The following is a 23044-nucleotide window of genomic DNA, read 5'->3' as shown; positions in this document are numbered from 1 at the left end:
GCATCGGGGCGGGGAGGCGGGAGGTCGAACCAGCCGCTACCGCGACGGCCGGTCCCGGAAGGACGGACGCGCCGGCGACATCCGGCACAGGGCCCGGCGCGGCCCGTGGCCGCGGGTACCGTGGTGTGACGACGACGGTGGAGGTGCTCGTGGTGCGGTTCGGGTTGTTCGGCACCGGTCACTGGGCGGCGGAGACGCACGCTGCGGCGCTGCACGCCCACCCGGGGGTCGCGTTCGCCGGCGTGTGGGGCCGGGACCCGCGCAAGGCCGCCGCCCTGGCCGAGCGCTACGGGGTGCCGGCGTTCGACGACGCCGACGCGCTGATCGACGCCTGCGACGCGGTCGCCGTGGCCCTTCCGCCGGACGTCCAGGCCGGCATCGCGGTCCGCGCGGCCACCGCCGGCCGGCACCTGCTGCTGGACAAGCCGCTCGCGTTGAGCGTCGCCGACGCCGACCGGGTGGTCGACGCCGCGCAGGCGGCGGGCGTCGCCTCGGTGGTCTTCTTCACCGGCCGCTACCAGCCGGACGTCGCCGGTTTCCTCGCCTCGACGGCGGCCGTCGGCGGGTGGCACACCGCCAAGGCGATCCGGTACGGCTCCATCTTCCAGCCCGGCAGCCCCTACGGGGCCTCGCCCTGGCGGCGGGAGCACGGCGCGCTGTGGGACATCGGCCCGCACGCGCTGTCGCTCATCCTGCCGGTGCTCGGCCGGGTCACCCGCGTCGCGGCCATGGACGGGCCGCGTGGGCTCGTCCACCTGCTCCTCAGCCACGACGGGGGTGCGACCAGCACGGTGTCGCTGACCCTGGACGCCCCGCAGGAGGCGGTGAGCCGGGAGTTCGTCTTCTACGGCGAGAACGGCGTCGAGAGCGTTCCGGCCGGTGAGGGCGACTCGGCGACCGCGTTCGGGGTGGCGATCGACCAGTTGCTGGAGGAGATCGGCTCGGGCACCCGGGACCACCGCTGCGACGTGCGTTTCGGCCGCGAGGTCGTCGCCGTGCTCGCCGCCGCCGAGACCGCCCGCGCCGAGGGCCGCACCGTCGACCTGCCGGGCTGAGGGCGCAGCGCGGAGGCGGAAAAGCGGTCGCCTCCCGGGGACGGGCGCGGCTAGGGTCGCCGCATGTCCGCGCACGCTCTGATCGAGGGGGTCGGTACGCCGGCCGCCCTCGGGTCGCTGCTGGCGGCCCGCCTGCGAGTCCGGCGTCCGGCCCTGGCCGGCGCGACCCGCGACTGACCCCGCACCGCACACGCGGCGCCCCCGCCCCGGCACTCCCGGGCGCGACGCCGCCCCCGCCACGCCTCCGGGTGCCGTCCCGGGGCTGAGTGCCGCCCGTCGGCGCCACCCCGGTAGTCGCCCCCGACGTGGCGCCACGCCGTGCGCCGCCGATCCCGCGTTCCGCGTCCCGCACAGGGCCGTCCGAGTCCCCGGACCACCCGGACAGGCCCCGCTCGCGGCTGCCTGTCCGCTCCGTCGCCGCCCGGCGACAGACAGGACGACGACCCGTGGCGCCTCGCCGTACCCGAGCAACCGAACGCGACCGGTCCCGTCGCGTACTCTCCCAGAACTTCCTCGCCGACCCGGCCGCCATCGCCCGGATGGTGCACGCCGCCCGCCCCGGGCCCGACCGGCTCCTGCTGGAGGTGGGTGCCGGCCGGGGCCAGCTCACCCGGCCGCTCGCGGCCCGCTGCCGGCACCTGACGGCGTACGAGGTGGACCCGGCCGCCGGAGTCGAACTGGCCAGGGTCTGCGCGGCCCTGCCGAACGTGACGCACCGGCAGGTCGATTTCCTCACCGTCACGCCGCCACCTGAGGAGTTCGACGTGGTCGGCAACATCCCGTGGTCGCTGACCTCGGCCGTGGTGCGGTGGTGCCTGGCCGCGCCCGGTCTGCGCGCCGCGACCCTGCTCACCCAGTTGGAGTACGCCCGCCGGCGCAGCGGCGACTACGGCCGGTGGACCAGGCTGACCGTGCTGACCTGGCCGGAGTTCGGCTGGCGGCTCGCCGGGCGGGTGCCCCGCACCGCGTTCCGCCCCGTGCCGAGGGTGGACGCCGGCATCCTGCGCGTCGAGCGGCGGCCGGAGCCGCTGCTGGCCGCGTCGGCGCTGCCCGCGTACCGCCGGATGGTGGAGTTCGGCTTCGACGGGGTCGGCGGCTCGCTCGCGGCCTCGCTGGCCCGGCACCACCCGCGGGCGCGGCTGGCGGCGGCGCTGCGGGCGACCCGGCTCGACCCGGCCACCCCGGTCGGGCACGTCTGGCCCGAGCAGTGGCTGGTGCTGTTCCGGCTGCTGCACGCCCGCTGAGGGTCAGGCCAGCGTGTTCAGGGCCTCGCTCAGCTCGGCGGGGGAGTCGAACTCCTCCGCCGGCAGCGCCCGGAGCGTCTGGAGCATCGCCGTGCTGACCCCGTTCTCCTGGCCCCAGCGGATGAGGTCCTCCCGGGAGACCGGGTAGTCGAGCCCGGCCAGGTACTCCTGCAACTGCACGCCGGTGACGGTCATGCCGGCGGGCTACCCGCTCAGCCCGCCGGCACACGCCCGCCGATCGACGATCGGCGGTTTGCCCCGGCGGCGCGCCGGGTAGCCGCCGGCATGCTGGTTCAGCGGCTCGGCGCGCCGAGCGACTTCGACCCGTTGCTGGAGCGCGTCCGGGACGCCCGGATCGTGATGATCGGCGAGGCGACGCACGGCAACCACGACTACTACCGGCTGCGCGAACAGCTCACCCGCCGGCTGATCGCCGAGTGCGGGTTCTCCTTCGTGGCCGTGGAGGGGGACTGGCCCGACTGCGACCGGGTGCACCGCTCGGTGACCGCCGCACCCGGTGGAGCCGCCGACCCGCGCGTCGCGCTGGAGCGCTTCGAGCGCTGGCCGACCTGGATGTGGGCGAACGCCGAGGTGGCCCGCTTCTGCTCCTGGTTGCGGGCGTGGAACGTGGAGCGGCCCCGGGACGCCCGGGCCGGCTTCCACGGCCTGGACGTCTACAGCCTGTGGGAGTCCATGCAGGCGATCTTCGACTACCTCGGCGAGGAGGACCCGGGATCGCTGGAGGCGGCGCAGGACGCGTACCGCTGCTTCGAGCCGTACGGCAAGCGGGTCGAGGAGTACGGCATGGCGAGCCGGTTCGTCTCCGCCCGCTGCGAGGAGGAGGTCGTGCGGCTGTTGGCGCGTACCCGCGAACAGGCCGCCGGGGACGGCCCGGACAGCTTCTCGGCCTGGCAGAACGCGGAGGTGGTGGCCGGCGCGGAGCGCTACTACCGGTCGATGGTGCGCGGCGGGCCGGAGTCGTGGAACATCCGGGACACGCACATGGCGGACACCCTGGACCGGTTGCTGGAGCGCTACGGCCCCGGCGCGCGGGGCGTCGTCTGGGCGCACAACACGCACGTCGGCGACGCGCGGGCCACCGACATGGCCGGCGACGGGATGGTCAACATCGGCCAGCTGGCCCGCGAGCGGCACGGCGCCGACGAGGTGGTCCTGGTCGGCTTCGGCGGCTACCGGGGCACGGTGATCGCCGCGCCCCGCTGGGGTTCGCCGGCCGAGGCGATGGTGGTGCCGCCGGCCCGCCCCGGCTCGGTCGAGCACCGGCTGCACGAGCTGATGCCCGAGCGGGCCGTGCTGGTCTTCGGCGGCGACGACCAGCCCGGCTGGGTCACCGGGACCGCCGACCACCGGGCGATCGGGGTGGTCTACGACCCCTCCTTCGAGTCGTGGGGCAACTACGTGCCGACCCGGCTGGGGGAGCGCTACGACGCCTTCGTCTGGTGCGACGAGACGACGGCCCTGCACCCCCTCCCGGCCCTGACCACCCCGGGCGAGATGGAGACCTACCCGGCCGGCGTCTGACCCGCGCCCCGCTCCGATTCCGCTGATCATGCAGTCGTGGTGCCCGTTCCGACCGGTTCCACCGGTTGTGCGGGGCACCACGACTGCATGATCGACCGAGCGGTGCCGGGTCAGGTGTGGGCGGGGGACCTGTCGTCCAGGTGGGCGCGCAGGCCCTCGCCCTCGATGTCGACGTTGGGCAGGATCTTGTCCAGCCAACGGGGGAGCCACCAGGCCCGCTTGCCGAGCAGCGACATCACGGCCGGCACGATGGTCATCCGGACCACGAACGCGTCGATGGCCACGCCGATGGCGAGCGCGAAGCCCATCGACTTGATGACCGGGTCGTCGAGGAACACGAAGCCGCCGAACACCGAGATCATGATCAGCGCGGCGGCGGTCACCACCCGGGCGCCGTGCCCCATCCCGTTGATGGTCGCCTGCTGCGCGGTGTCACCGTGCACGAAGTCCTCCCGCATCCGGGAGACCAGGAAGACCTCGTAGTCCATCGCCAGGCCGAACAGGATGCCGATCAGCAGGATCGGCAGGAAGCTGACCAGCGGGCCGGGCGTGTCCAGGCCGACCATGTCGGCGAGGTGGCCCTGCTGGAACACCGCCACGGTGATGCCGAAGGTGGCGGCGACGGTGAGCAGGAAGCCCAGCGCGGCCTTGACCGGCACCAGCAGCGAGCGGAAGACCAGCATCAGCAGCAGCACCGAGAGGCCCACCACCAGCAGCAGGTAGACCGGCAGGGCGTCGGAGAGCTTCTCGGAGACGTCGATGCCGATCGCGGTCGCCCCGGTCAGCAGCACGTCGACGTCGCGGAACTCGCCCACCGCCGCGCGGACGTCGTTGACCACGGTCTCGGTGGCCTCCTCGGTCGGGCCGGTCTTCGGCACCACCCCGAGCAGCGCGGTGCGGCCGTCCGGGCTGAGCTGCGGCGGGGCCACCGCGAGGACGTTCTCGGTGCGCTGGACCAGCGCGGTGACCTGCGGGATGGCGGCCGTGGTCGCCTCCGGGGTCTCCCCGGCGACCACCACCGCGAGCCGGCCGGTGAAGCCCGGCCCGAAGCCCTCGGTGATCACGTCGTTCGACTCCCGGGCGGCCGAGCCGACCGGCGCGGTGCCCGCGTCGGGCAGCGCCAGCCGCATGTCGGGCGCGGGCAGCGCGAGCAGCCCCAGCCCGATCAGCCCGACCAGGATGACCGGCACCCGGAACCGGGTGACGAGGTGCGCCCAGCGGAACCCGAAGCCCGACCGGTCCTCGGCCGGCGGGGTGCCCGCGTCGGCGGCGTCGGCCGCCCGATCCCCGGCCGGCACGGTGGTGCGCAGCTTGCGGGGCAGCACCCGGCGGCCGGCGAAGCCGAGCAGGGCCGGCTGGAGCGTGATCGCGACCAGCACCGCGACGGTGACCGTGCCGGCGGCGGCCAGACCCATCACCGTCAGGAACGGGATGTTCACCACGGCCAGCCCGGCCAGCGCGATGACCACGGTGGCGCCGGCGAAGACCACGGCCGAGCCGGCGGTGCCGACCGCGCGGCCCACCGCCTCGTCCGGTGGCAGCCCCTCCATCAGGTTCTGCCGGTAGCGGGAGGTGATGAAGAGCGAGTAGTCGATGCCGACCGCGAGGCCGAGCATCAGGGCGAGGATCGGCGCGGTGCTGCTCAGGTCGACCACGCTGCTGATCGCGAACAGACCCGCCATGCCGACGCCCACGCCGATCAGCGCGTTGAGCATCGTCATCCCGGCCGCCACCAGCGAACCGAAGGTGACCACCAGGACGATCGCGGCGACCGCCACACCGATCGCCTCGGTCGAGCCGACCTCCGGCACGCTGCTGAGCACCTCGCCGCCGGGCGCGACCTTCCAGCCCTGGGCCTCGGCCCGCTCGCCGACCTTCTCGTACGCGTCGCGCTGGGCGTCGGTCACCTCGTCGGCGCCGGTGGCGAACTGGACCTGGACCAGCGCGTACCGGCCGTCCGGGGAGACCGCCCCCACCTGGAACGGGTCGACGGCGCCGACGACGCCGGGCAGCGTGGCGGCCTCCTGGGTGAGTTCCTTCACCACGGCCTGCCCCTGCGGGCCGGCGAGCGTGCCGTCGGCCGGCGCCTTGACCGCGATCGTGCCGGTCGCGCCACTCGCCGCCGGGAACTGCTCGGCGAGCAGGTCCAGGGCGCGCTGCGACTCCGTGCCGGGCATGGTGAAGTTGTCGGCTATCGGACCGCGCAGGGTCGCGGCGGCGAGGCCGAGGCCGACGAGTACGACGAGCCAGATCGCCGCGACGAGTCGCCGCCGGCGCATCGAGCCCCGGCCGAGCCGGTAGAGCAGGGTGGCCATGAGTTCCTTGTCCTCGGTCGTGGATGGTTGGGTACGGATCAGTCGACGGGCTCCAGTGCCCGCCGGGCGAGTGCCAGCAGGGCGGCGCGCAGCTCCTCGTCGGGTACGTCGGCGAACTCCCCGCAGGTCTCGGAGATGCCGGCGAGCAGCACCAGCGCCGCGATCCGGGCGGACGGGCGTGCCGGGTGGCCGGCGAGCGCGTCGACCAGTCGCTCGGAGATCCGCTGGATGTGCGCGAAGGCGGGCTGCTTGAGCAGCTCCGGGAACTCGCCCCGGAGCAGGGCGATCTCGCGACGGAAACGGACCGCGAGGTCGACGAAGCCCTCGGCGGCGACCCGCTGGGCGTCCGCGCCGCGATGCGCGGAGATCCGCTCGTCGAGCGCCCGGAGGACGTCGATCGCCGGGGCCATCAGCTCGGTGAGGATGGCCTCCTTGTTGGCGAAGTGGTAGAGCACCGCCGCCTTGGAGCAGCCCACCTCGCGGGCGATGTCCTGCAACGAGGTGCCCCGGTAGCCGGTCGTCGCGAAGCGTCGGGCCGCCGCCGAAAGGATCTCGTCGTGCGTCTCCGGAACCATCCGCGCCATGCCGGTCCACCTCCCCGACCAGCATGCCTGACCGATCGGTCAGACCCTGACCGATCGGTCAGATCGAGGGCGTGGCGTTCCCCACACGCGGTCGAGGTTTACCCCTCCGGGACGTGCGGGAGCGCCCCGTCGGCCGCGCCGTGCCCCGGTCGTACGCGGCCCGGGAGTCGGCGATCGCGCTGCGGTGCCGCTCCGCCCAGTCCGTCAGGGCCACCAGCGACTCGTGGAGTTCCAGCGCGATCGGGGTGGCGGTGTACTCCACCCTCGGCGGGACGGTCGGATGGACCCTCCGGTGCAGCAGCCCGTCGCGTTCCAGGTTGCGCAGGGTCAGGGTGAGCATCCGGCGGCTGATCCCCGCCACGCGGCGCTCCAGCTCCGTGAAGCGCACCGGGCCCTGGCAGGCGGCCAGGAGGATGCCGACGCTCCACTTGCCGCCGACCCGGTCGAGCACCTCGCGGACCGTGCACGCCTCGGCCTGGCCGGGGGCGGAGGGCGCGTCGACCGCCCCGCACGCCGAGGGCTCCCGCCCGTCGGTGACATCGCTGTTCCGCTGGGACACGCAGTGCCTCCTCACGCTCCGCCGCCCTCGGCGACAAGGCGAGGCGGCTCGTCCCGGATCGCGACGCGCAACACCCGCCCCAGCCCGTCCGGCGGTCGGCCGAGGAATCGGCCCGGGGTCGGCCGAGGCGCCCGGCTCGGGATGCGGGTCGGCGCCGGGTGCGGCCAGTCCATCGGTACGGGATTGGAGCTTAGAGCCGGGCCCCGGCCCGTCGAGAATCGGGCGAATGACCGACGATGTCGCCGACCGGGCGGCGGCGCTGCGCACGCTGCACCGGCCCGGTGGCCCGCTCATCCTGCCCAACGCCTGGGACGCCGGCTCCGCCCGCCAGGTCGCCGCCGCCGGCTTCCCGGCCGTCCCGTTCGCCGCGGTTCGCTCCGCCGCGTCCGGTTGACCGCCGGCCCCCGGGCCGCGAAGGTGGTCGGATGACTGGCGCTGACGAGACCCGGGACGGGGTGTCGCTGACCAACCTCGACCAGCCGTTGTTCGACGGTGCCGACGCGACCAAGCGGGACCTGGTCGACTACCTCGACGCGGTGCACGAGCGGATCCTGCCGCAGCTGCGGGGCCGGCCGCTGTCGGTGATCCGGGTCCGGCCGGGGCAGCCGCCGTTCATGCAGAAGAACCTGCCGAAGTACACCCCGGACTGGGTGTCCCGCACGAAGGTCTGGGCGGAGGCGTCGCACCGCGAGATCTCGTACGCGCTCTGCGACGACCGGCGCACCCTGCTCTGGTTCGCGAACCAGCGCGCGGTGGAGTACCACCCCACCCTGGCCACGGTCGACGACCTGCACCGCCCCACCCACCTGGTGCTGGACCTCGATCCGCCGGACGGGGACTCCTTCGCGCTGGCGGTGGCCGCCGCGCGGCTGGTCCGGCAGGCGCTCGCCGACGCGGGGCTCGCCGGTGCGGTCAAGACCAGCGGGGCCAAGGGCGTGCACGTCTTCGTACCGGTCGCGGAGGGCGCCACGGTGGAGGACGTGGCCGCCGCGACCCGGGCGGTGGCGGCCCGGGCCGAACGGCTGGACCCGGCGCTGGCCACCACCGCCTTCATCCGCGAGGACCGGGGCGGCAAGGTGTTCGTCGACTCGACCCGGGCCGGCGGGGCGACCGTGGTGGCCACCTACAGTCCCCGGCTGCGGCAGGGCGTGCCGGTCTCCTTCCCGGTCGACTGGGCCGACCTGGGCGACGTGACCCCGGCGGACTTCACCATCCGCACCGCCCCGGCGCTGATCGCCGGGCGCGACCCCTGGGCCGAGCGGCTGCCCGCGCCGCAGCCGCTCCCGGCGGACCTGGTCGCCGAGGGGCACACCATCCCCATCGCCCGCGTGCAGGCCATGCACGAGGGCAAGCGCCGGGCCCGCGCCCGCCGCGCCGCCGACTGACGTACGCGCACCGCCTTCGGCCCCCTCCGTCGCCTGCCGCCGGCCACCCCGTCGGCCTGTCGCTGTCGGCCCTCCGTAGCCTGCCGGCCCCGTCGCCTGCCGTGGGTCGCCCCTCCACCATGCCCGTCGGCCACCTCGGGCTACGTCGGGAGGCGACGCCCGACCGCGCGGGCGGGCGACCGGTCCGCGCCGTCGTACGCCCGGAGGCGACCCCGCGTTCGCGCCGTCGGACGGCAGACGGGCGGTGGCGGCCGACCTAGCGTCGACGACGACCCAGCGGACGACGCCGGGGCGACCCCAGCGGACGGCGCCGGCACGGCGTCGACTGGATCGGCAGGAGGACCAATGACCCGCGACAGGATGACCTGGACGGTGCTCGTCGTTCTGGTGTGGACGGCGATGATGTCGTTCGGCGGCGTGGCCGCCGAGACCGTGATGCTCTACCCGAACATCTTCGGGGACCCGCCGGCGTCGCTGGACCGGGCCCGCGAGTTCCTGGTGGCGGGGGGCCCGAGTGACTACTTCCCGCCGCTCGGCGCGACCGTCGTGCTCGCCTGTCTCGCGGCGGCGGTGCTGACCTGGCGCGACCGGCGGCTGCGCTGGTGGATCGCCGGCGCGGCCGTCGTCTTCGTCGCCTGCGAGTTCCTGTTCTCGGTCTTCTTCTTCTGGCCGCGCAACGAGATCATGTTCGTCGACCCGGTCGGCACGCACTCCCCGGAGTACCTGCGTCAGGTCGCGGCCGAGTTCGTCGCCGGGCACCGGGTGCGGCTGGTGGGCGGGGCGGTGACCGCCGCGTTGGCCTTCACCGCGCTGCTGCGCTGGGCCCGTGCGACCGCCCCTCGGACCTGACGGAACCGCCCGACGCCTCCCGCCCGTCCCGACCGGGCGGCGGCCGGAGCACAGGAGAGGCCGTCGACCAGGTTTCCTGGTCGACGGCCTCTGCTGGCGGCCATGATCCAGTAGGTAGTCTCCCGCTCATGATCGCGCTGCCCTCGCCTCGCGTTCATGGCGAGCCCGCGCCGCTGCGGCCCGCTCCGCCGCCAGCCGTGCTGCGGCCAGTCCAGCTCTGAGGAGGATCTGGTGATCAGAGCCCATGCGAGAACCCTGACCTTGATCGTCGGCGTGCTTCTCGTCCCGTTGATCCTGGTCGGATGCACAAGAAATGAGGATTCGGGGGAGACCAGGATCTTCGAGATCCAGAACACGCAGGAGGTCTTCGGCAAGAAGGACGAAGACCACGTGACCGTCAGGAAGCACTACATGATCCTGAACCCACCCGAGGATCTGACGGAACTGAAGGAACTGGTCGAGAGGTACGGCGAGCAGCATCCGGTCGAGGGGGAAATCGAAGCGGCGGCGGGGAAGACCCGCTTCTTCCACATGTACTTCTACCGGGAGAGCGACGACCTGCCGAGGAGCTGGCAGCCGGATGAGGGCTACCTGAGCACGGATCGGATGGAGCACCACAAGAACGATCTCATTGCGGCGATAGATTGGTCGGACGCGGATCCGCAGAAAGAGTACTCCAGTTATGAGAAAAGCAAGGAGGGAAAGATCGTCAAGCGGATGCGTTTCGTGGGAGACCAGCTTGTCGAGTGAAGCTGGAGTCTCCAGCAGATGTGCAGTGGCTGCGATGGCTTCCGTACGCGCCGCACCTGCTCCGCGGCCACCCGCCTGATGATCCGGCTCGGCCACGCCAGGTGACGCACCCCGTCGGTGTCCACGTCTTCCGGGGAGGGGCGGGCCAGCTCGGCTTCGCCATCCTGGCCCGCGCACGGCGGTCACGCGCGCCGCGAGTCCGGGCGGCTGAAGTCCCCGTTCGGCGCTCGGTCACGACTGGCCGCGCCGAACTTCGGCACGCGACTGCGCTGGCGCCCGTCGCGGGCCGCTGAGAGCCGAACGTGGCCGAACGTACGACAAAGGCCGCTGCCTGGGCTTGCCCTGGTCAGCGGCCTTTGATCGTGCTCATCGTGGTGCCCCCGGCAGGATTCGAACCTGCGCCCCCGCCTCCGGAGGGCGGTGCTCTATCCCCTGAGCTACGGGGGCTCAGCGACTCGAGAAGACTAGCAAACGCCTCCCCGGAACGCCGAATCGGTATCCGGTGCCTGCCCTCGTGTCGCCTTGCCCGGTGCCGCCTGCGCCGCACGCCGCTCCAAGGGGAGGGCGGACGCCCTCGGGCGGCACGAGTGGAACCTCACGGTTGTGTCCCGTCGTCCGACGCGACCATGGCGTTCCACTCGTCGTTGCCCGCCGGCCGCTTCGGCCGTCGCGCCGGGTCGGGCGGGCCCGGCGCGGGCCGTCGCATCCGAGGAACCGGCGTACGGTGCGGCGCCAGCGCTGTGGGTGGTCAGGCGGCGACGGCGCGGCCGCAGCTCGGCAGCGGGTGCAGCACGATGCGGCGGGGCAGGCGCCGGGGCCACTCGTTGCGGGGCCAGGAGCCGTCGACGATCAGGTGCACGGTCCGCTGCTCCTCGCCGCTGAGCCGCAGCACGAAGTCGCGGGGGAGCGGCGGGTCGACCGACGGGGTGGTGATCATGAAGCGCACCCGGCCGCGGGAGGAGACGGCGGAGATGACGTCCGCCGCCGGCATCGTGCCCCGCAGGCGTACGCGGCCGATCCAGTAGACCTCGGCGAGGTGCTCCTGCGCCGCCCGGGTGATGGTCGGGTACTCGCTGCGTACCCAGCGCTCCACCGCGCCGACGCAGAGACCGCAGGCCCGTTCCCGGGGCTCCCGTGGGCCCAACCCCCAGGCCCGCAGGTACGCCCCGACCGCCCCGGCGTCCATGGGTGCCGCGAAGCGGTGCTGGATGAGGGCGTGCAGGCTCTGCCGCGTCCACAGCTCCTCGTCCAGGCCCAGCTCGTCGGGGTAGACGCCCCGCAGGACGTCGATGAGTTCGAGCTCCTGTTCGCGGCTGAGCGTTCCCGGCTCGCCCTGCCGCTGTCCGCGACGGACGGCTGCCACCGCCCCGTCACCGCCGATGGTGTGGCGCCGACACCAGCTGGTGACCGAACGCCGTGCGTCTCTCAGTGCAACCCCCACGTCCTGCGCAACGAGCCCGAATCGCAACTGGTCACGATATGTGTGGAGAAAACTCTCTTAGTGTCGCAATCGGCCTGATCGCACTTGAGGTCGCTTAACGCTCAAAACGGGCGGGGTGGGTCGCATCCGACACCGCCCCGCACGGGCCGGACGTTCGAGCCGGCCCGCTTCGGCCTACGGGCCGGCGCGCTTGAGGCCTGCGCGCTTCGGGGCCGACCCGCCGGCCCGCTTCGGGGTCGGGCCGGCAGGTCGGCCTCGAGCTGGCCCGCTTCGGCCTCGGGGCGGAACGGCGAGAGGTCCGCGGCGGCCGGGGCGAACCGGCGGCGACGCGGACCTCTCGACGGACAGCGGTGCGGTGGCGCGGGGTCAGCCGCCCAGCCGCTTCAGCGCGTTCTGGAGATTGGTGAGGTCGTTGCGCTGGGTGTTCTTCATGGTCTGCGCGGTCCTGACCACGTCGGTCTCGTCGCTGACCTCGAGGATCCCGTCGATCATGTGGATGCCGCCCAGGTGGTGCTTGATCATCAGTTGCAGGAAGAGGACGTCCAACTCCCGGCCCTCCGCCGCGTGCAGCTTCGCCATCTCCTCGGGAGTGGCCATGCCCGGCATCAACCCGTTCCTGACCAGGCCCGCGCCGTCGGACATCCAGGACATCGACGGCTCGCTGCCGGCCGGGTCGAGCCCCCACGAACGCAACCACGTGTGCATGGTGCCGATCTCGCCCTGCTGGGCGGTGGCGATGTCGCCGCCGATGCTGCGGACCTCCGGGTCGCTGCCCTCGTCGAAGGCGACCAGACCCATCTCCACCGCCTGCGCGTGGTGGGTCAGCATGTCCCGGGCGAAGCCCGCCTCGGGCGAGGCGTCGCCCGGCCGGGTGAGCCGGGGCGTCAGCATGCCGCCCGCGTACCCGAGGAGCAGCCCGACCACGACGGCCAGGGCCAGCGCGGCCGTGCCCCAGCGGGCCGGCGACCTCCGCTCCTCCGGAGCCGGGCTGGCCGGCTCGCTGGTCTCGGTCATGGTCGGGATGCTCATCGCTCTCCTCAGCCCTGCGGCATCTGCTGGGCGTCGTCACGCGGCGTGGTGCCGGTGGCGGTGATGCCCTGGCTGCACAGCGCGGTCGGGCCCTCCACCGAGGCGTTGACCTTCAGCGTCTTGATGAACTCGTCGATCCGGCCGTCGTCGGCGTTGTCGACCTTGAGCTGGTAGCCCCACGCCTGGAGCGAGATCGGCTTGTCCAGCCCCTCGAACGGGCTGAGCATCAGCTTCTCCTTGCCCCGCACCTTGTCGGCGAGCTTCGTCACCTGGTCGGCGGGCAGGTCGGGGCGGTAGGTGATCCAGACCGTGCCGTGCTCCAGGCTGTGCACCGCGTGCTCGTTGGCGATCTGGGCCGGGTAGACGTCGCCCATGCAGTTCTGCCAGGCGGCGTTGTGGGGGCCGGCCACGGGCGGCAGCACCGTGTAGGTGATGGGCCCCGTCTTGTGGTTCCCGCCGGCCACGAGGTCCTTGTCCTTCTCGCGGTAGTTGACGATGCCCTCGATCGCGTCGGCCCGGTCCTCCCAGGGCTTGGCCCCCTGGAACGTCGCCCAGGCGCCGTAGCCGATGATCGCCACGGCCAGCACACCCACGGCGACGAAGAGCGCGATCGGGCCCCAGGAGCGGCCCTGGCTCACCTTCACCGGGGCGATGGGCTTGCGGCCCTTGCCCCCCGCGCCGGGGCGGGTGCCGGTCGGCTTGCCGGACCCGGTCCTGGCGCCGGAGCCGGTCTTCGCGCCGCCGGACCCGGCCTTGGCGCCGGCGGCCGGCCGGCCCGCCGCCGGCTTCTTGCCGGTGCTGACCACGTTCGGGCGCCGCTCGGGGCCGCCACCCGGTGTGCTGATGCTCATCGTGCCTCGTCAGGTCGGTCGGTCAGGGGATCCGGCGGGCCGGTCTCACACACTGGGTCGCCGCCGCGGGTGCCGAGTCTACCCCCGATAACATGGATCGGTGACTCCCGCAGAACTCGCCGAGGTCGTCCTCTCCGCAGCCCACGCCGTCTTCACCGAGCGTGGCCTCGACCGCTCCGCCCTGCCGGAGCGGACGGTGGTCGAGCGACCCCGCAACCCCGAGCACGGCGACTACGCCTCCACGCTGGCCCTCCAGCTCAGCAAGAAGGTGGGCGTCCCGCCGCGCGAGCTGGCCACGGCCCTCGCGGAGCAGCTCGGCCGGGCCCCGGGGGTCAAGTCGGTGGAGATCGCCGGCCCGGGCTTCCTCAACATCCGGCTCGACGCGGCCGCCGCCGGGCAGCTCGCCCGGGTGATCGTCGAGGCGGGCGAGGCGTACGGGCGCAGCGACCGGCTCGCCGGGCAGAAGATGAACCTGGAGTTCGTCTCGGCGAACCCGACCGGCCCGGTGCACATCGGCGGCGTCCGCTGGGCGGCCGTCGGCGACGCGCTGAGCCGGCTCCTGCGCGCCACCGGTGCCGAGGTCGGCACGGAGTACTACTTCAACGACGCGGGCTCCCAGATCGACCGGTTCGCCCGGTCGCTGCTCGCCGCCGCGAAGGGCGAGCCCGCTCCCGAGGACGGGTACGCCGGGGCGTACATCACCGAGATCGCCGACGCCGTCCGGGGCGTCCGTCCCGACGTGCTGGAGCTGGACGACGCCGCCGCCCAGGAGGTCTTCCGGGTCGAGGGCGTGCAGCTCATGTTCGCCGAGATCAAGTCCTCGCTGCGCGGCTTCGGGGTCGAGTTCGACACCTACTTCAACGAGAAGGACCTGCACGACCGGGGCGAGCTGGACCTGGCCCTCGAACGGCTGCGCGCGCAGGGCCGGGTGTTCGAGTCCGACGGGGCGACCTGGCTGCGCACCACCGACTTCGGCGACGACAAGGACCGGGTGCTGCGCAAGTCCAACGGCGAGTGGACCTACTTCGCCGCCGACTGCGCCTACTACCTGGACAAGCGGGAGCGCGGCTTCGAGCGGGTCGTGATCATGCTCGGCGCCGACCACCACGGCTACATCGGCCGGATGAAGGCGATGGCCGCCTGCTTCGGCGACGACCCGGAGCGCAGCCTGGAGATCCTGATCGGCCAGATGGTCAACCTGGTCCGCGACGGCGCACCGGTCCGGATGAGCAAGCGGGCCGGCACGGTGGTGACCCTGGAGGACCTGGTCGACGCCATCGGCGTGGACGCCTCCCGGTACGCGCTGGCCCGCTACTCCAGCGACTCCCCGATCGACATCGACGTCGAGCTGTGGACCCGGGCCACCCGCGACAACCCGGTCTACTACGTGCAGTACGTGGCGGCCCGGACGGCCAGCGTGGGCCGTAACGCCGCCGAGGTGGGGCTGACCCGGGGCGACGCCGAGGCGTTCCGGCCGGAGCTGCTCGGGCACGAGAAGGAGAACGAGCTGCTCAAGGCGCTCGCCGAGTTCCCCGCCGTGGTCGCCGCGGCGGCGGAGCTGCGCGGCCCGCACCGGGTGGCCCGCTACCTGGAGGAGCTGTCCGGGGCCTACCACCGGTTCTACGACGAGTGCCGGATCCTGCCGCGCGGCGACGAGGAGACCACCGACCTGCACCGGGCCCGGCTCTGGCTCAACGACGCCACCCGCACCGTGATCGCCAACGGCCTGCGCCTGCTGGGCGTCTCGGCCCCGGAGAGGATGTGAGCGCCGTGCGCGCGCGAGGAGTGAGCCTGCGGGCCCCGCAGTCGCGAAGCGGAGGCAGCTGAGATGCGTGCTCACGAGGCCGGTGCGCTGCACGGTGACATCGGCGTCCGGGGGCCGGCGTGGCTGCGCCCCCCGGCCGACGTCAACGCCCTGGTGCCGCAGCTGTGGCCGCGCAACGTCACGCGCGGCGGCGACGGCGTGCTCGCCGTGGCCGGCCTCGGCGTCCGCGACATCGCGGCCGAGTTCGGCACCCCGGTCTACGTCCTCGACGAGGACGACCTGCGGTCGCGCGCCCGGGACTTCCGCACCGCCTTCGACGGCGTCGACGTCTACTACGCCGGCAAGGCGTTCCTCTGCCGCGCCGTGGTCCGGATGATCGCCGAGGAGGGCCTGCACCTCGACGTGTGCACCGGGGGCGAGCTGGCCACCGCGCTGTCGGCCGGGATGCCGCCCGAGCGGATCGGCTTCCACGGCAACAACAAGTCGGTGACCGAGCTGAGCCGGGCGCTGGACGCCGGGGTCGGCCGGATCATCCTCGACTCGTTCGACGAGATCGGCCGGCTCACCGCGCTGGCCCGCGAGCGGGGCGTCCGCCCCCGGGTGATGATCCGGGTCACGGTCGGCGTCGAGGCGCACACCCACGAGTTCATCGCCACCGCGCACGAGGACCAGAAGTTCGGCTTCTCCCTCGCGGGCGGGGCGGCGGCGGAGGCGGCCTTCCGGGTGCTCGACGAGGGCGTGCTGGAGCTGCGCGGCCTGCACTCGCACATCGGCTCGCAGATCTTCGACGCCAGCGGCTTCGAGGTCTCCGCCCGCCGGGTGCTCGGCCTCCAGGCGCAGATCCGCGACGCGCGCGGGGTCCAGCTGCCCGAGCTGGACCTCGGCGGCGGCTTCGGCATCGCGTACACGACCCAGGACGACCCGGCCGCCCCGCAGGACCTGGCGAAGCGGCTGCGCCGGATCGTCGAGGCCGAGTGCGCCGCCGAGCGGCTGGCGGTGCCGCACCTGTCGATCGAGCCGGGCCGGGCCATCGTCGGGCCGGCCGTGTTCACCCTCTACGAGGTCGGCACGGTCAAGGACGTGGACGGGATCCGGACGTACGTGAGCGTCGACGGCGGGATGAGCGACAACATCCGTACCGCGCTCTACGACGCGTCCTACTCCGCGACGCTGGCGTCCCGGGCGTCGGCCGCCGAGCCGCTGCTCGCCCGCGTGGTGGGAAAGCACTGTGAGTCCGGGGACATCGTGGTGAAGGATGAATTCCTGCCCGCCGACGTGCAGCCCGGAGATCTTGTCGCGGTGCCGGGCACCGGCGCCTACTGCCGGAGCATGGCCAGCAACTACAACCACGTGCCCCGCCCGCCGGTGGTCGCGGTGCGGGACGGCCAGGCGCGCCTGATCGTCCGGCGGGAGACCGAAGAGGACCTGCTGGCATTGGATGTGGGATGACGTCACCTGTGCGCCTGGCACTGCTCGGCTGCGGCACGGTCGGTAGCGAGGTGGTCCGGCTGCTGCACGAGCAGGCGGCCGACCTCGCCGCCCGGATCGGCGCCCCGCTGGAGATCGCCGGCATCGCCGTACGCCGTCTCGGCCGCGACCGGGGCGATCTGCCAGTCGATCCGGCCCTGTTCACCACCGACGCGCTCGGCCTGATCAAGCGCGACGACGTGGACGTGGTCGTCGAGGTGGTCGGCGGCATCGAGCCGGCGCGGGGCTGGCTGGTCGAGGCGCTGCGGGCCGGCAAGAGCGTGGTCACGGCCAACAAGGCGTTGCTCGCCGAGGACGGCGCCGCCCTGCACGACGCGGCGGCCGAGGGCGGCGGCGACCTCTACTACGAGGCGTCCGTGGCGGGGGCGATCCCGCTGCTGCGTCCGCTGCGCGAGTCGCTGCACGGCGACCGGATCAACCGGGTCACCGGCATCGTCAACGGCACCACCAACTTCATCCTCTCCGCCATGGACGCCACCGGCGCCGGCTTCGCGGAGGCGCTGGAGGAGGCCACCGAGCTGGGCTACGCCGAGGCCGACCCCACCGCCGACGTGGAGGGCTTCGACGCGGCGGCCAAGGCGGCCATCCTCGCCTCACTGGCGTTCCACACCCGGGTCGGCGCGGCCGACGTGCACCGGGAGGGCATCACCGAGGTCACCGCAGCCGACGTGGCCAGCGCCAAGGCGATGGGGTGCACCATCAAGCTGCTCTGCATCGCCGCCCGGGGCGCCGACGCCGCCGGCCGGGAGACGGTCAGCGTGCGGGTGCACCCGGCGATGATCCCGCTGGGCCACCCGCTGGCCAGCGTCGGCGACGCGTTCAACGCGGTCTTCGTCGAGGCCGAGGCGGCCGGGCCGCTGATGTTCTACGGCCGGGGCGCGGGCGGCGCGCCCACCGCCAGCGCGGTGCTGGGCGACGTCGTGGCGGTCTCCCGCAACCGGCTCGCCGGGGTGCGGTCGGCCAGCGAGAGCGCGTACGCCGACCTGCCGGTGCGGCCGATGGGGGAGGCGCTGACCCGCTACCACATCAGCCTCGACGTGGCCGACCGGCCGGGTGTGCTGGAGGCGGTGGCCGGGGTGTTCGCCCGGCACGACGTGTCGATCGCCACCGTGCGGCAGGGCCCGGCGGGCGGCGGGCCGGCGGGCCGGGGCGAGGACGCCGACCTGGTCATCGTCACCCACGTGGCGCCGGACGCGGCGCTCGCCGCCACCGTGCGGGAGCTGCGAGGGCTGGACATCGTCCGCTCGGTGGCGAGCGTGCTGCGGGTCGAGGGTGGGCTCTGAGCGGTCCGCTCGCGGGAGCGGGCCGGCCCGCGACCGCCGGCGTCAGGCGCCGGACGGTGCCGGGTCCGCTGCGCGGCGCGCGCCGGACGGTGCCGGGTCCGCGGTGCGGCGCGTGCCGGACGGTGCCGGGTCCGCGGTGCGGCCCCGGCGGGGCGGACGCCTCCGCGTCTCGCCTGGTGGTTAACTGCGGGTGCGCCGGCGGGCACGCGGCGAGACTGGTCCAGGCTGGAGGCGTACCCGACTCGGCGGGGCGGTAGAGGCGAGGGAGAACGACATGTGGCGGGGTCTGATCGACGCGTACCGGGACCGGCTGCCGGTCACCGACGCCACCCCGGTCGTGACCCTGCACGAGGGGAACACCCCGCTGCTGCCCGCGCCGGTGCTCTCCGCCCGGCTCGGCTGCGACGTGCACCTGAAGGTGGAGGGCGCCAACCCGACCGGCTCGTTCAAGGACCGGGGCATGACGCTCGCGGTCTCCAAGGCGGTCGAGGCCGGCAACAAGGCGATCATCTGCGCCTCCACCGGCAACACCAGCGCCTCCGCCGCGGCGTACGCGGCCCGCGCCGGCCTGACCTGCGCGGTGCTCGTGCCGCAGGGCAAGATCGCGCTGGGCAAGCTGGCCCAGGCGCTCGTGCACGGGGCGAAGCTGCTCCAGGTCACCGGCAACTTCGACGACTGCCTGTCGCTGGCCGCCAAGCTCGCCCAGGACTACCCGGTCGCCCTGGTCAACTCCGTCAACATCGACCGGCTGCACGGCCAGAAGACGGCCGCTTTCGAGATCCTCGAGGCGTTGGGCGACGCCCCCGACATCCACTGCCTGCCGGTCGGCAACGCCGGTAACGTCTCCGCCTACTGGATGGGCTACTCGGAGGAGCTGCGGGACGGCAACGCCACCCGGGCCCCGAAGATGTACGGCTTCCAGGCGGCCGGCGCCGCCCCGATCGTCACCGGGCAGGTGGTCCGCGAGCCGTCCACGATCGCCACCGCCATCCGGATCGGCAACCCGGCGAGCTGGACGAGGGCGCTCGACGCCCGCGACTCCTCGGGCGGGCTGATCGCCGCCGTCACCGACCGGGAGATCCTGGCCGCGTACCGGCTGCTGGCCCGCGAGGTCGGGGTCTTCGTCGAGCTGGGCAGCGCGGCCAGCGTGGCCGGCCTGCTCCAGCAGGCCGCCGCCGGTCGGGTCCCCGCCGGCTCGACGGTGGTCTGCACGGTCACCGGCCACGGCCTGAAGGACCCGGAGTGGGCCATCTCCACCGCGCCGGTGCCCACCACCATCGCCAACGACCCCCTGGCCGCCGCCCGCTGCCTCGACCTCGCCTGAGCCGCGGGCGGATCGGCGCCGGTCGAGGCCGACGGGAGGAAACCGGCGCGGCGTGGGCGGGTCCTGTGCATCGGACTGGGGCAGGGCCGACCGGGGCCGGTCCGGCCGGGTGGGGGAGAATCCGTACCCCCGCCAACCGCCTTTTCCAGGAGTGAGTCACGCCGATGTCGCTGCTCGCCAGATTCAGCCTCGCCAACCGAGGGCTGATCGCCCTCATCGCGGTGGTGACCACGCTGTTCGGGGCGTTCGCCGTACCGTCACTGAAGCAGCAGCTCCTGCCGTCGCTGGAGTTCCCGGCGGCCTTCATCGTGGCGGTCTACCCCGGCGCCGGGCCCGAGGTCGTCGAGTCGCAGGTCACCGAGCCGATCGAGAACGCCCTCCAGGGCATCCCCGGGCTGGACCAGGTCACCTCGACCTCCCGCGAGGGCTCCACCACGGTCCAGGTCCAGTACGAGTTCGGCACCGACCTGGACGACGTGGTCAACAAGATGCAGACCGCGCTCAACCGGATCGACGCGCAACTGCCCGAGGGGGTCGACCCGCAGGTCATCGCTGGCAGCACCGACGACCTGCCCGCCGTGGTGCTCGCCGCCTCCGGCGGTGACGACCAGCGCGTCCTCGCGGAGAAGCTGCGCGCCACGGTGGTGCCCGAGCTGGAGGCGATCGAGGGGGTGCGGACGGTCGAGCTGACCGGCGCCCGCGACGACGTCGTGGTGGTCACCCCGGACCCGGTCAAGCTGGCGGCGGCGAAGCTCCAGCCGACCGCGCTCGGCGCGGCGCTGAAGACCAACGGCGTGACGGTGCCGGCCGGCACCGTGACCGACGGCACCCGCGCGCTCCCGGTGCAGGTCGGCACCCGGCTCGCCACGCTGGACGACCTGCGGGGCGTCGTGGTCGCGCCGGCGACGGGCCGGGCGGCCCCGGTCCGCCTCGGCGACGTGGCCACCGTCGAGCAGCAGCTCGCCCCGGCCACCGCGATCACCCGCACCAACGGCAAGGACAGCCTGGGCATCGCGGTCACCGCCTCGCCGGACGGCAACGCGGTGGAGATCTCCCACGAGATCCGGGACCGGCTCGCCGAGCTGCGGGAGGCCTCCGGCGCCGAGCTGACCGTAGTCTTCGACCAGGCGCCCTTCGTCGAGAAGTCGATCGAGAGCCTGACCACCGAGGGTCTCCTGGGCCTGGTGATGGCCGTCGTGGTCATCCTGGTCTTCCTGCTGTCGGTCCGCTCCACCGTGGTCACCGCGGTCTCCATCCCGCTCTCGGTGGTGGTCGCCCTGATCGCCCTCTGGATCGGCGACTACTCGCTCAACCTGCTCACCCTCGGCGCGCTCACCATCGCGGTCGGCCGGGTGGTCGACGACTCGATCGTCGTGCTGGAGAACATCAAGAGACACCTGGAGTACGGCGAACCGAAGCGGCAGGCGATCCTCGCCGCCGTCCGTGAGGTGGCCGGCGCGGTGACCGCGTCCACGCTCACCACGGTCGCCGTCTTCGCGCCGATCGCGCTGGTCGGCGGCTTCGTCGGGCAGCTCTTCGCGCCGTTCGCGATCACCGTCACGGTGGCCCTGCTCGCCTCGCTGCTGGTCTCGCTGACCGTCATCCCGGTGCTCGCGTACTGGTTCCTGAAGCCTCCCAGCGGCACGGCGGACGACGCCGCGGTGCGCCGGGCGGCCGAGGAGAAGGAGCTGCGCAACCCGTTGCAGCGGGCGTACCTGCCGGTGATCGGGTTCGCCACCCGCAAGCGGGCCACCCGGTGGATCACGCTGGGGCTGGGCGTGCTCGTGCTGTTCGGCACCTTCGGTCTGTCCCGGCAGCTGGAGACCAACTTCATCGACGACTCCGGCCAGGACACCCTGAGCATCACGCAGGAACTGCCGGCGGGCACCGGCCTGGTCGGCACCGACGCGGCGGCCAGGCAGATCGAGGCGGTGCTGGAGCGCACCGAGGACATCGAGACGTACCAGGTCACGGCCGGCGGCGGGGACAACCCGTTTGGCGGCGGCGGCAACAACGTCGCCAACTGGTCGCTGGCGCTCGGCGACGGCACCGACGCCCAGCAGATGCGGGAGAAGCTGCGCCGGGAGTTCGACGCGCTGGGCCCGGCCGTCGGTGAGGTCAGCTTCGGCGCCGGTCAGGGCGGGGCGGCGGCCAACCAGATCGAGGTGGTCGTCCAGGGCGCCGACCCGGAGGCGCTGACCCGGGCCGCCGAGGAGGTCCGGTCGGCGATGGCCGGGCTGGCGGGCGTCGAGGACGTCTCCACCAGCCTCGCCACGCGGGTGCCGCGCGTCGACGTCACCGTCGACCGGGTCGCCGCCGGTCGGGTCGGGCTCACCGAGGCCGCCGTCGGCCAGGTGGTGGCCCAGGCGTTCCGGGGCTCGCCCCTGGGGCAGGTCACGCTCGACGACGGGCAGCGCGACGTGGTGCTGCGGTTCGCGGGCAAGCCGCCGACCACGGTGGAGGAGCTGCGCGCGATGCCGGTCGGGCCGGTGAAGCTCGACGACATCGCCGACGTCACCCAGACCGAGGGCCCGCAGCAGGTGAGCCGGATCGACGGCGAGCGCAGCGTCTCCGTCACCGGTACGGCCACCGGCTCGAACCTCGGCGCCATCACCCAGGAGCTGCAGAAGAAGCTGGACGGCATCGACGTGCCGGGGGCGACCTTCGCCATCGGCGGCGTCAGCGCCGACCAGGAGGAGGCCTTCGCCGACCTGGGCCTGGCCGTGCTCGCCGCCATCGCGATCGTCTTCCTGATCATGGTGGCGACGTTCCGGAGCCTGGTCCAGGCGCTGATCCTGCTGATCTCCATCCCGTTCGCGGCGACCGGCGCGATCGGCCTGCTGCTCGCCACCGGCACCCCGCTGGGCGTGCCGGCGCTGATCGGCGTGCTCATGCTGGTCGGCATCGTGGTGACCAACGCGATCGTGCTGCTGGACCTGGTCAACCAGTACCGGGCCCAGGGCATGGGGGTCCAGGAGGCGGTGGTCGAGGGCGGCCGGCGCCGGCTGCGACCGATCCTGATGACCGCGGTCGCCACCATCTTCGCGCTGCTGCCGATGGCGCTCGGCCTCACGGGCGAGGGCGGCTTCATCTCCAAGCCGCTGGCGATCGTGGTGATCGGCGGGCTGCTCAGCTCGACGCTGCTCACCCTGATCCTGGTGCCGACGCTCTACGCCATGGCGGAGAACACCAAGGAGTCGTTCCGCTCCCGGCGGGCCCGCCGCTCCGGCGGGGTGGCCCCGGCCACCGGCACGGGCGACGGCGACGGCGACGGCGGCCCGGCCGGCGACGACGGCGGGGCGCCCGCCGCCGAGCCGGTCCCGGTGCCCGCCGGGGGTGCCCCGTCCACCGCCGGCGCGGAGGCCGCCGACGCCCCGGCGTCCCGACCGACGCCGTCGGGCGCGCTGGTGGACGGCACCGACCAGTTCGAGGTGCTGCGGCTGCCGAAGAGCCGCACGTCCCCGCTGCCGCCGACCGAGTAGCGGTACGTCCGCGAACGCCCCCGACGGGTCCCGCCCGCCGGGGGCGTTCGCGTTCGGTCAGGTACCCGCCGTACGCCCGGCCCGCCGGCCGGGGCCCG

18 protein-coding genes, 1 tRNA gene and 1 pseudogene are annotated in these 23044 nt (G+C 73.7%); 12 read left to right on the top strand and 8 right to left on the bottom strand.

The genetic code is table 11. The features are described from left to right. The first annotated feature begins 149 nt into the window (after positions 1-149). Together AB0883_RS04250 and erm are read left to right on the top strand one after the other, a co-directional pair. Positions 150-1055: a Gfo/Idh/MocA family oxidoreductase gene (locus tag AB0883_RS04250; protein WP_366640279.1), complete on the top strand. Its 906-nt coding sequence runs from the start codon at positions 150-152 to the stop codon at positions 1053-1055. Positions 1056-1501: 446 nt separating this feature from the next. Then, positions 1502-2299, top strand: coding sequence for an ErmE/ErmH/ErmO/ErmR family 23S rRNA (adenine(2058)-N(6))-methyltransferase (gene erm / locus AB0883_RS04245; protein ID WP_366639320.1), 798 nt, complete (start codon positions 1502-1504; stop codon positions 2297-2299). Positions 2300-2302: 3 nt separating this feature from the next. Here the strand turns inward: erm and AB0883_RS04240 are convergent, their stop codons facing one another. Beyond that, complete coding sequence (locus AB0883_RS04240) at positions 2303-2494, bottom strand: DUF2795 domain-containing protein (RefSeq protein ID WP_151456204.1); 192 nt, start codon at positions 2492-2494, stop codon at positions 2303-2305. A 90-nt stretch (positions 2495-2584) separates the two neighbouring features. On the opposite strand from AB0883_RS04240, the gene AB0883_RS04235 reads away from it, so the two are divergent. Further along, complete coding sequence (locus tag AB0883_RS04235; RefSeq protein WP_366639318.1) at positions 2585-3841, top strand: erythromycin esterase family protein; 1257 nt, start codon at positions 2585-2587, stop codon at positions 3839-3841. Between the two features lie 110 nt (positions 3842-3951). Here AB0883_RS04235 and AB0883_RS04230 read toward each other — a convergent pair whose 3' ends face one another. From AB0883_RS04230 to AB0883_RS04220, 3 genes are read right to left on the bottom strand one after another with little or no spacing between them, the layout of a single operon-like run. After that, the gene (locus tag AB0883_RS04230; protein ID WP_366639316.1) at positions 3952-6156 is read right to left on the bottom strand and encodes an MMPL family transporter; all 2205 of its coding nucleotides are present in this window, start codon (positions 6154-6156) and stop codon (positions 3952-3954) included. 38 nt (positions 6157-6194) lie between these two features. Next, a complete protein-coding gene (locus AB0883_RS04225; protein ID WP_366639314.1) occupies positions 6195-6740 on the bottom strand; it encodes a helix-turn-helix domain-containing protein in 546 nt (181 codons plus the stop codon). Positions 6741-6798: 58 nt separating this feature from the next. Beyond that, positions 6799-7191 (bottom strand): helix-turn-helix domain-containing protein, encoded by a 393-nt coding sequence (locus tag AB0883_RS04220; protein ID WP_366640277.1) that lies wholly within the window; start codon positions 7189-7191, stop codon positions 6799-6801. Between the two features lie 334 nt (positions 7192-7525). Between AB0883_RS04220 and AB0883_RS04215 the strand changes: the two are divergent. The 4 genes and pseudogenes from AB0883_RS04215 to AB0883_RS04200 all read left to right on the top strand — a co-directional run. Continuing rightward, a pseudogene (locus AB0883_RS04215) lies at positions 7526-7690 on the top strand (isocitrate lyase/phosphoenolpyruvate mutase family protein); the annotation flags it as partial. Between the two features lie 34 nt (positions 7691-7724). Then, positions 7725-8684: a non-homologous end-joining DNA ligase gene (gene ligD / locus AB0883_RS04210; RefSeq protein WP_366639312.1), complete on the top strand. Its 960-nt coding sequence runs from the start codon at positions 7725-7727 to the stop codon at positions 8682-8684. A gap of 345 nt (positions 8685-9029) precedes the next feature. Next, positions 9030-9533, top strand: coding sequence for a DUF1772 domain-containing protein (locus AB0883_RS04205; protein WP_366639311.1), 504 nt, complete (start codon positions 9030-9032; stop codon positions 9531-9533). A gap of 231 nt (positions 9534-9764) precedes the next feature. After that, on the top strand, positions 9765-10283 hold the full coding sequence (locus AB0883_RS04200; RefSeq protein WP_366639309.1) for a hypothetical protein: 519 nt from the start codon (positions 9765-9767) through the stop codon (positions 10281-10283). A 372-nt stretch (positions 10284-10655) separates the two neighbouring features. Here the strand turns inward: AB0883_RS04200 and AB0883_RS04195 are convergent. From AB0883_RS04195 to AB0883_RS04180, 4 genes are all read right to left on the bottom strand, one after another. After that, positions 10656-10730 (bottom strand) — tRNA-Arg (locus AB0883_RS04195). Between the two features lie 301 nt (positions 10731-11031). After that, entirely contained in the window at positions 11032-11724 is a 693-nt protein-coding gene (locus AB0883_RS04190; protein ID WP_366640276.1) for a winged helix-turn-helix domain-containing protein, read from the bottom strand. 366 nt (positions 11725-12090) lie between these two features. Next, a complete protein-coding gene (locus tag AB0883_RS04185) occupies positions 12091-12753 on the bottom strand; it encodes a DUF305 domain-containing protein (protein ID WP_366639307.1) in 663 nt (220 codons plus the stop codon). 8 nt (positions 12754-12761) lie between these two features. After that, positions 12762-13604, bottom strand: coding sequence for a DUF3105 domain-containing protein (locus AB0883_RS04180; protein ID WP_366639306.1), 843 nt, complete (start codon positions 13602-13604; stop codon positions 12762-12764). A gap of 100 nt (positions 13605-13704) precedes the next feature. On the opposite strand from AB0883_RS04180, the gene argS reads away from it, so the two are divergent. From argS to AB0883_RS04155, 5 genes are all read left to right on the top strand, one after another. Further along, positions 13705-15369, top strand: a complete 1665-nt coding sequence (gene argS / locus AB0883_RS04175) for an arginine--tRNA ligase (protein ID WP_366639304.1) — start codon at positions 13705-13707, stop codon at positions 15367-15369. 63 nt (positions 15370-15432) lie between these two features. After that, on the top strand, positions 15433-16818 hold the full coding sequence (gene lysA / locus AB0883_RS04170) for a diaminopimelate decarboxylase (RefSeq protein ID WP_366639303.1): 1386 nt from the start codon (positions 15433-15435) through the stop codon (positions 16816-16818). Positions 16819-16826: 8 nt separating this feature from the next. Next, positions 16827-18140 (top strand): homoserine dehydrogenase, encoded by a 1314-nt coding sequence (locus AB0883_RS04165; RefSeq protein WP_366640274.1) that lies wholly within the window; start codon positions 16827-16829, stop codon positions 18138-18140. A 274-nt stretch (positions 18141-18414) separates the two neighbouring features. Further along, positions 18415-19464 (top strand): threonine synthase, encoded by a 1050-nt coding sequence (gene thrC, locus AB0883_RS04160; RefSeq protein WP_366639301.1) that lies wholly within the window; start codon positions 18415-18417, stop codon positions 19462-19464. Between the two features lie 164 nt (positions 19465-19628). Beyond that, entirely contained in the window at positions 19629-22946 is a 3318-nt protein-coding gene (locus AB0883_RS04155; RefSeq protein ID WP_366639299.1) for an efflux RND transporter permease subunit, read from the top strand. Positions 22947-23044: the final 98 nt, after the last annotated feature.

Origin of the sequence: Micromonospora sp. NPDC047812 (assembly GCF_040704175.1) — a bacterium.
Classification (GTDB): domain Bacteria; phylum Actinomycetota; class Actinomycetes; order Mycobacteriales; family Micromonosporaceae; genus Micromonospora.
This window is presented reverse-complemented; position numbering and strand designations above follow the sequence as displayed.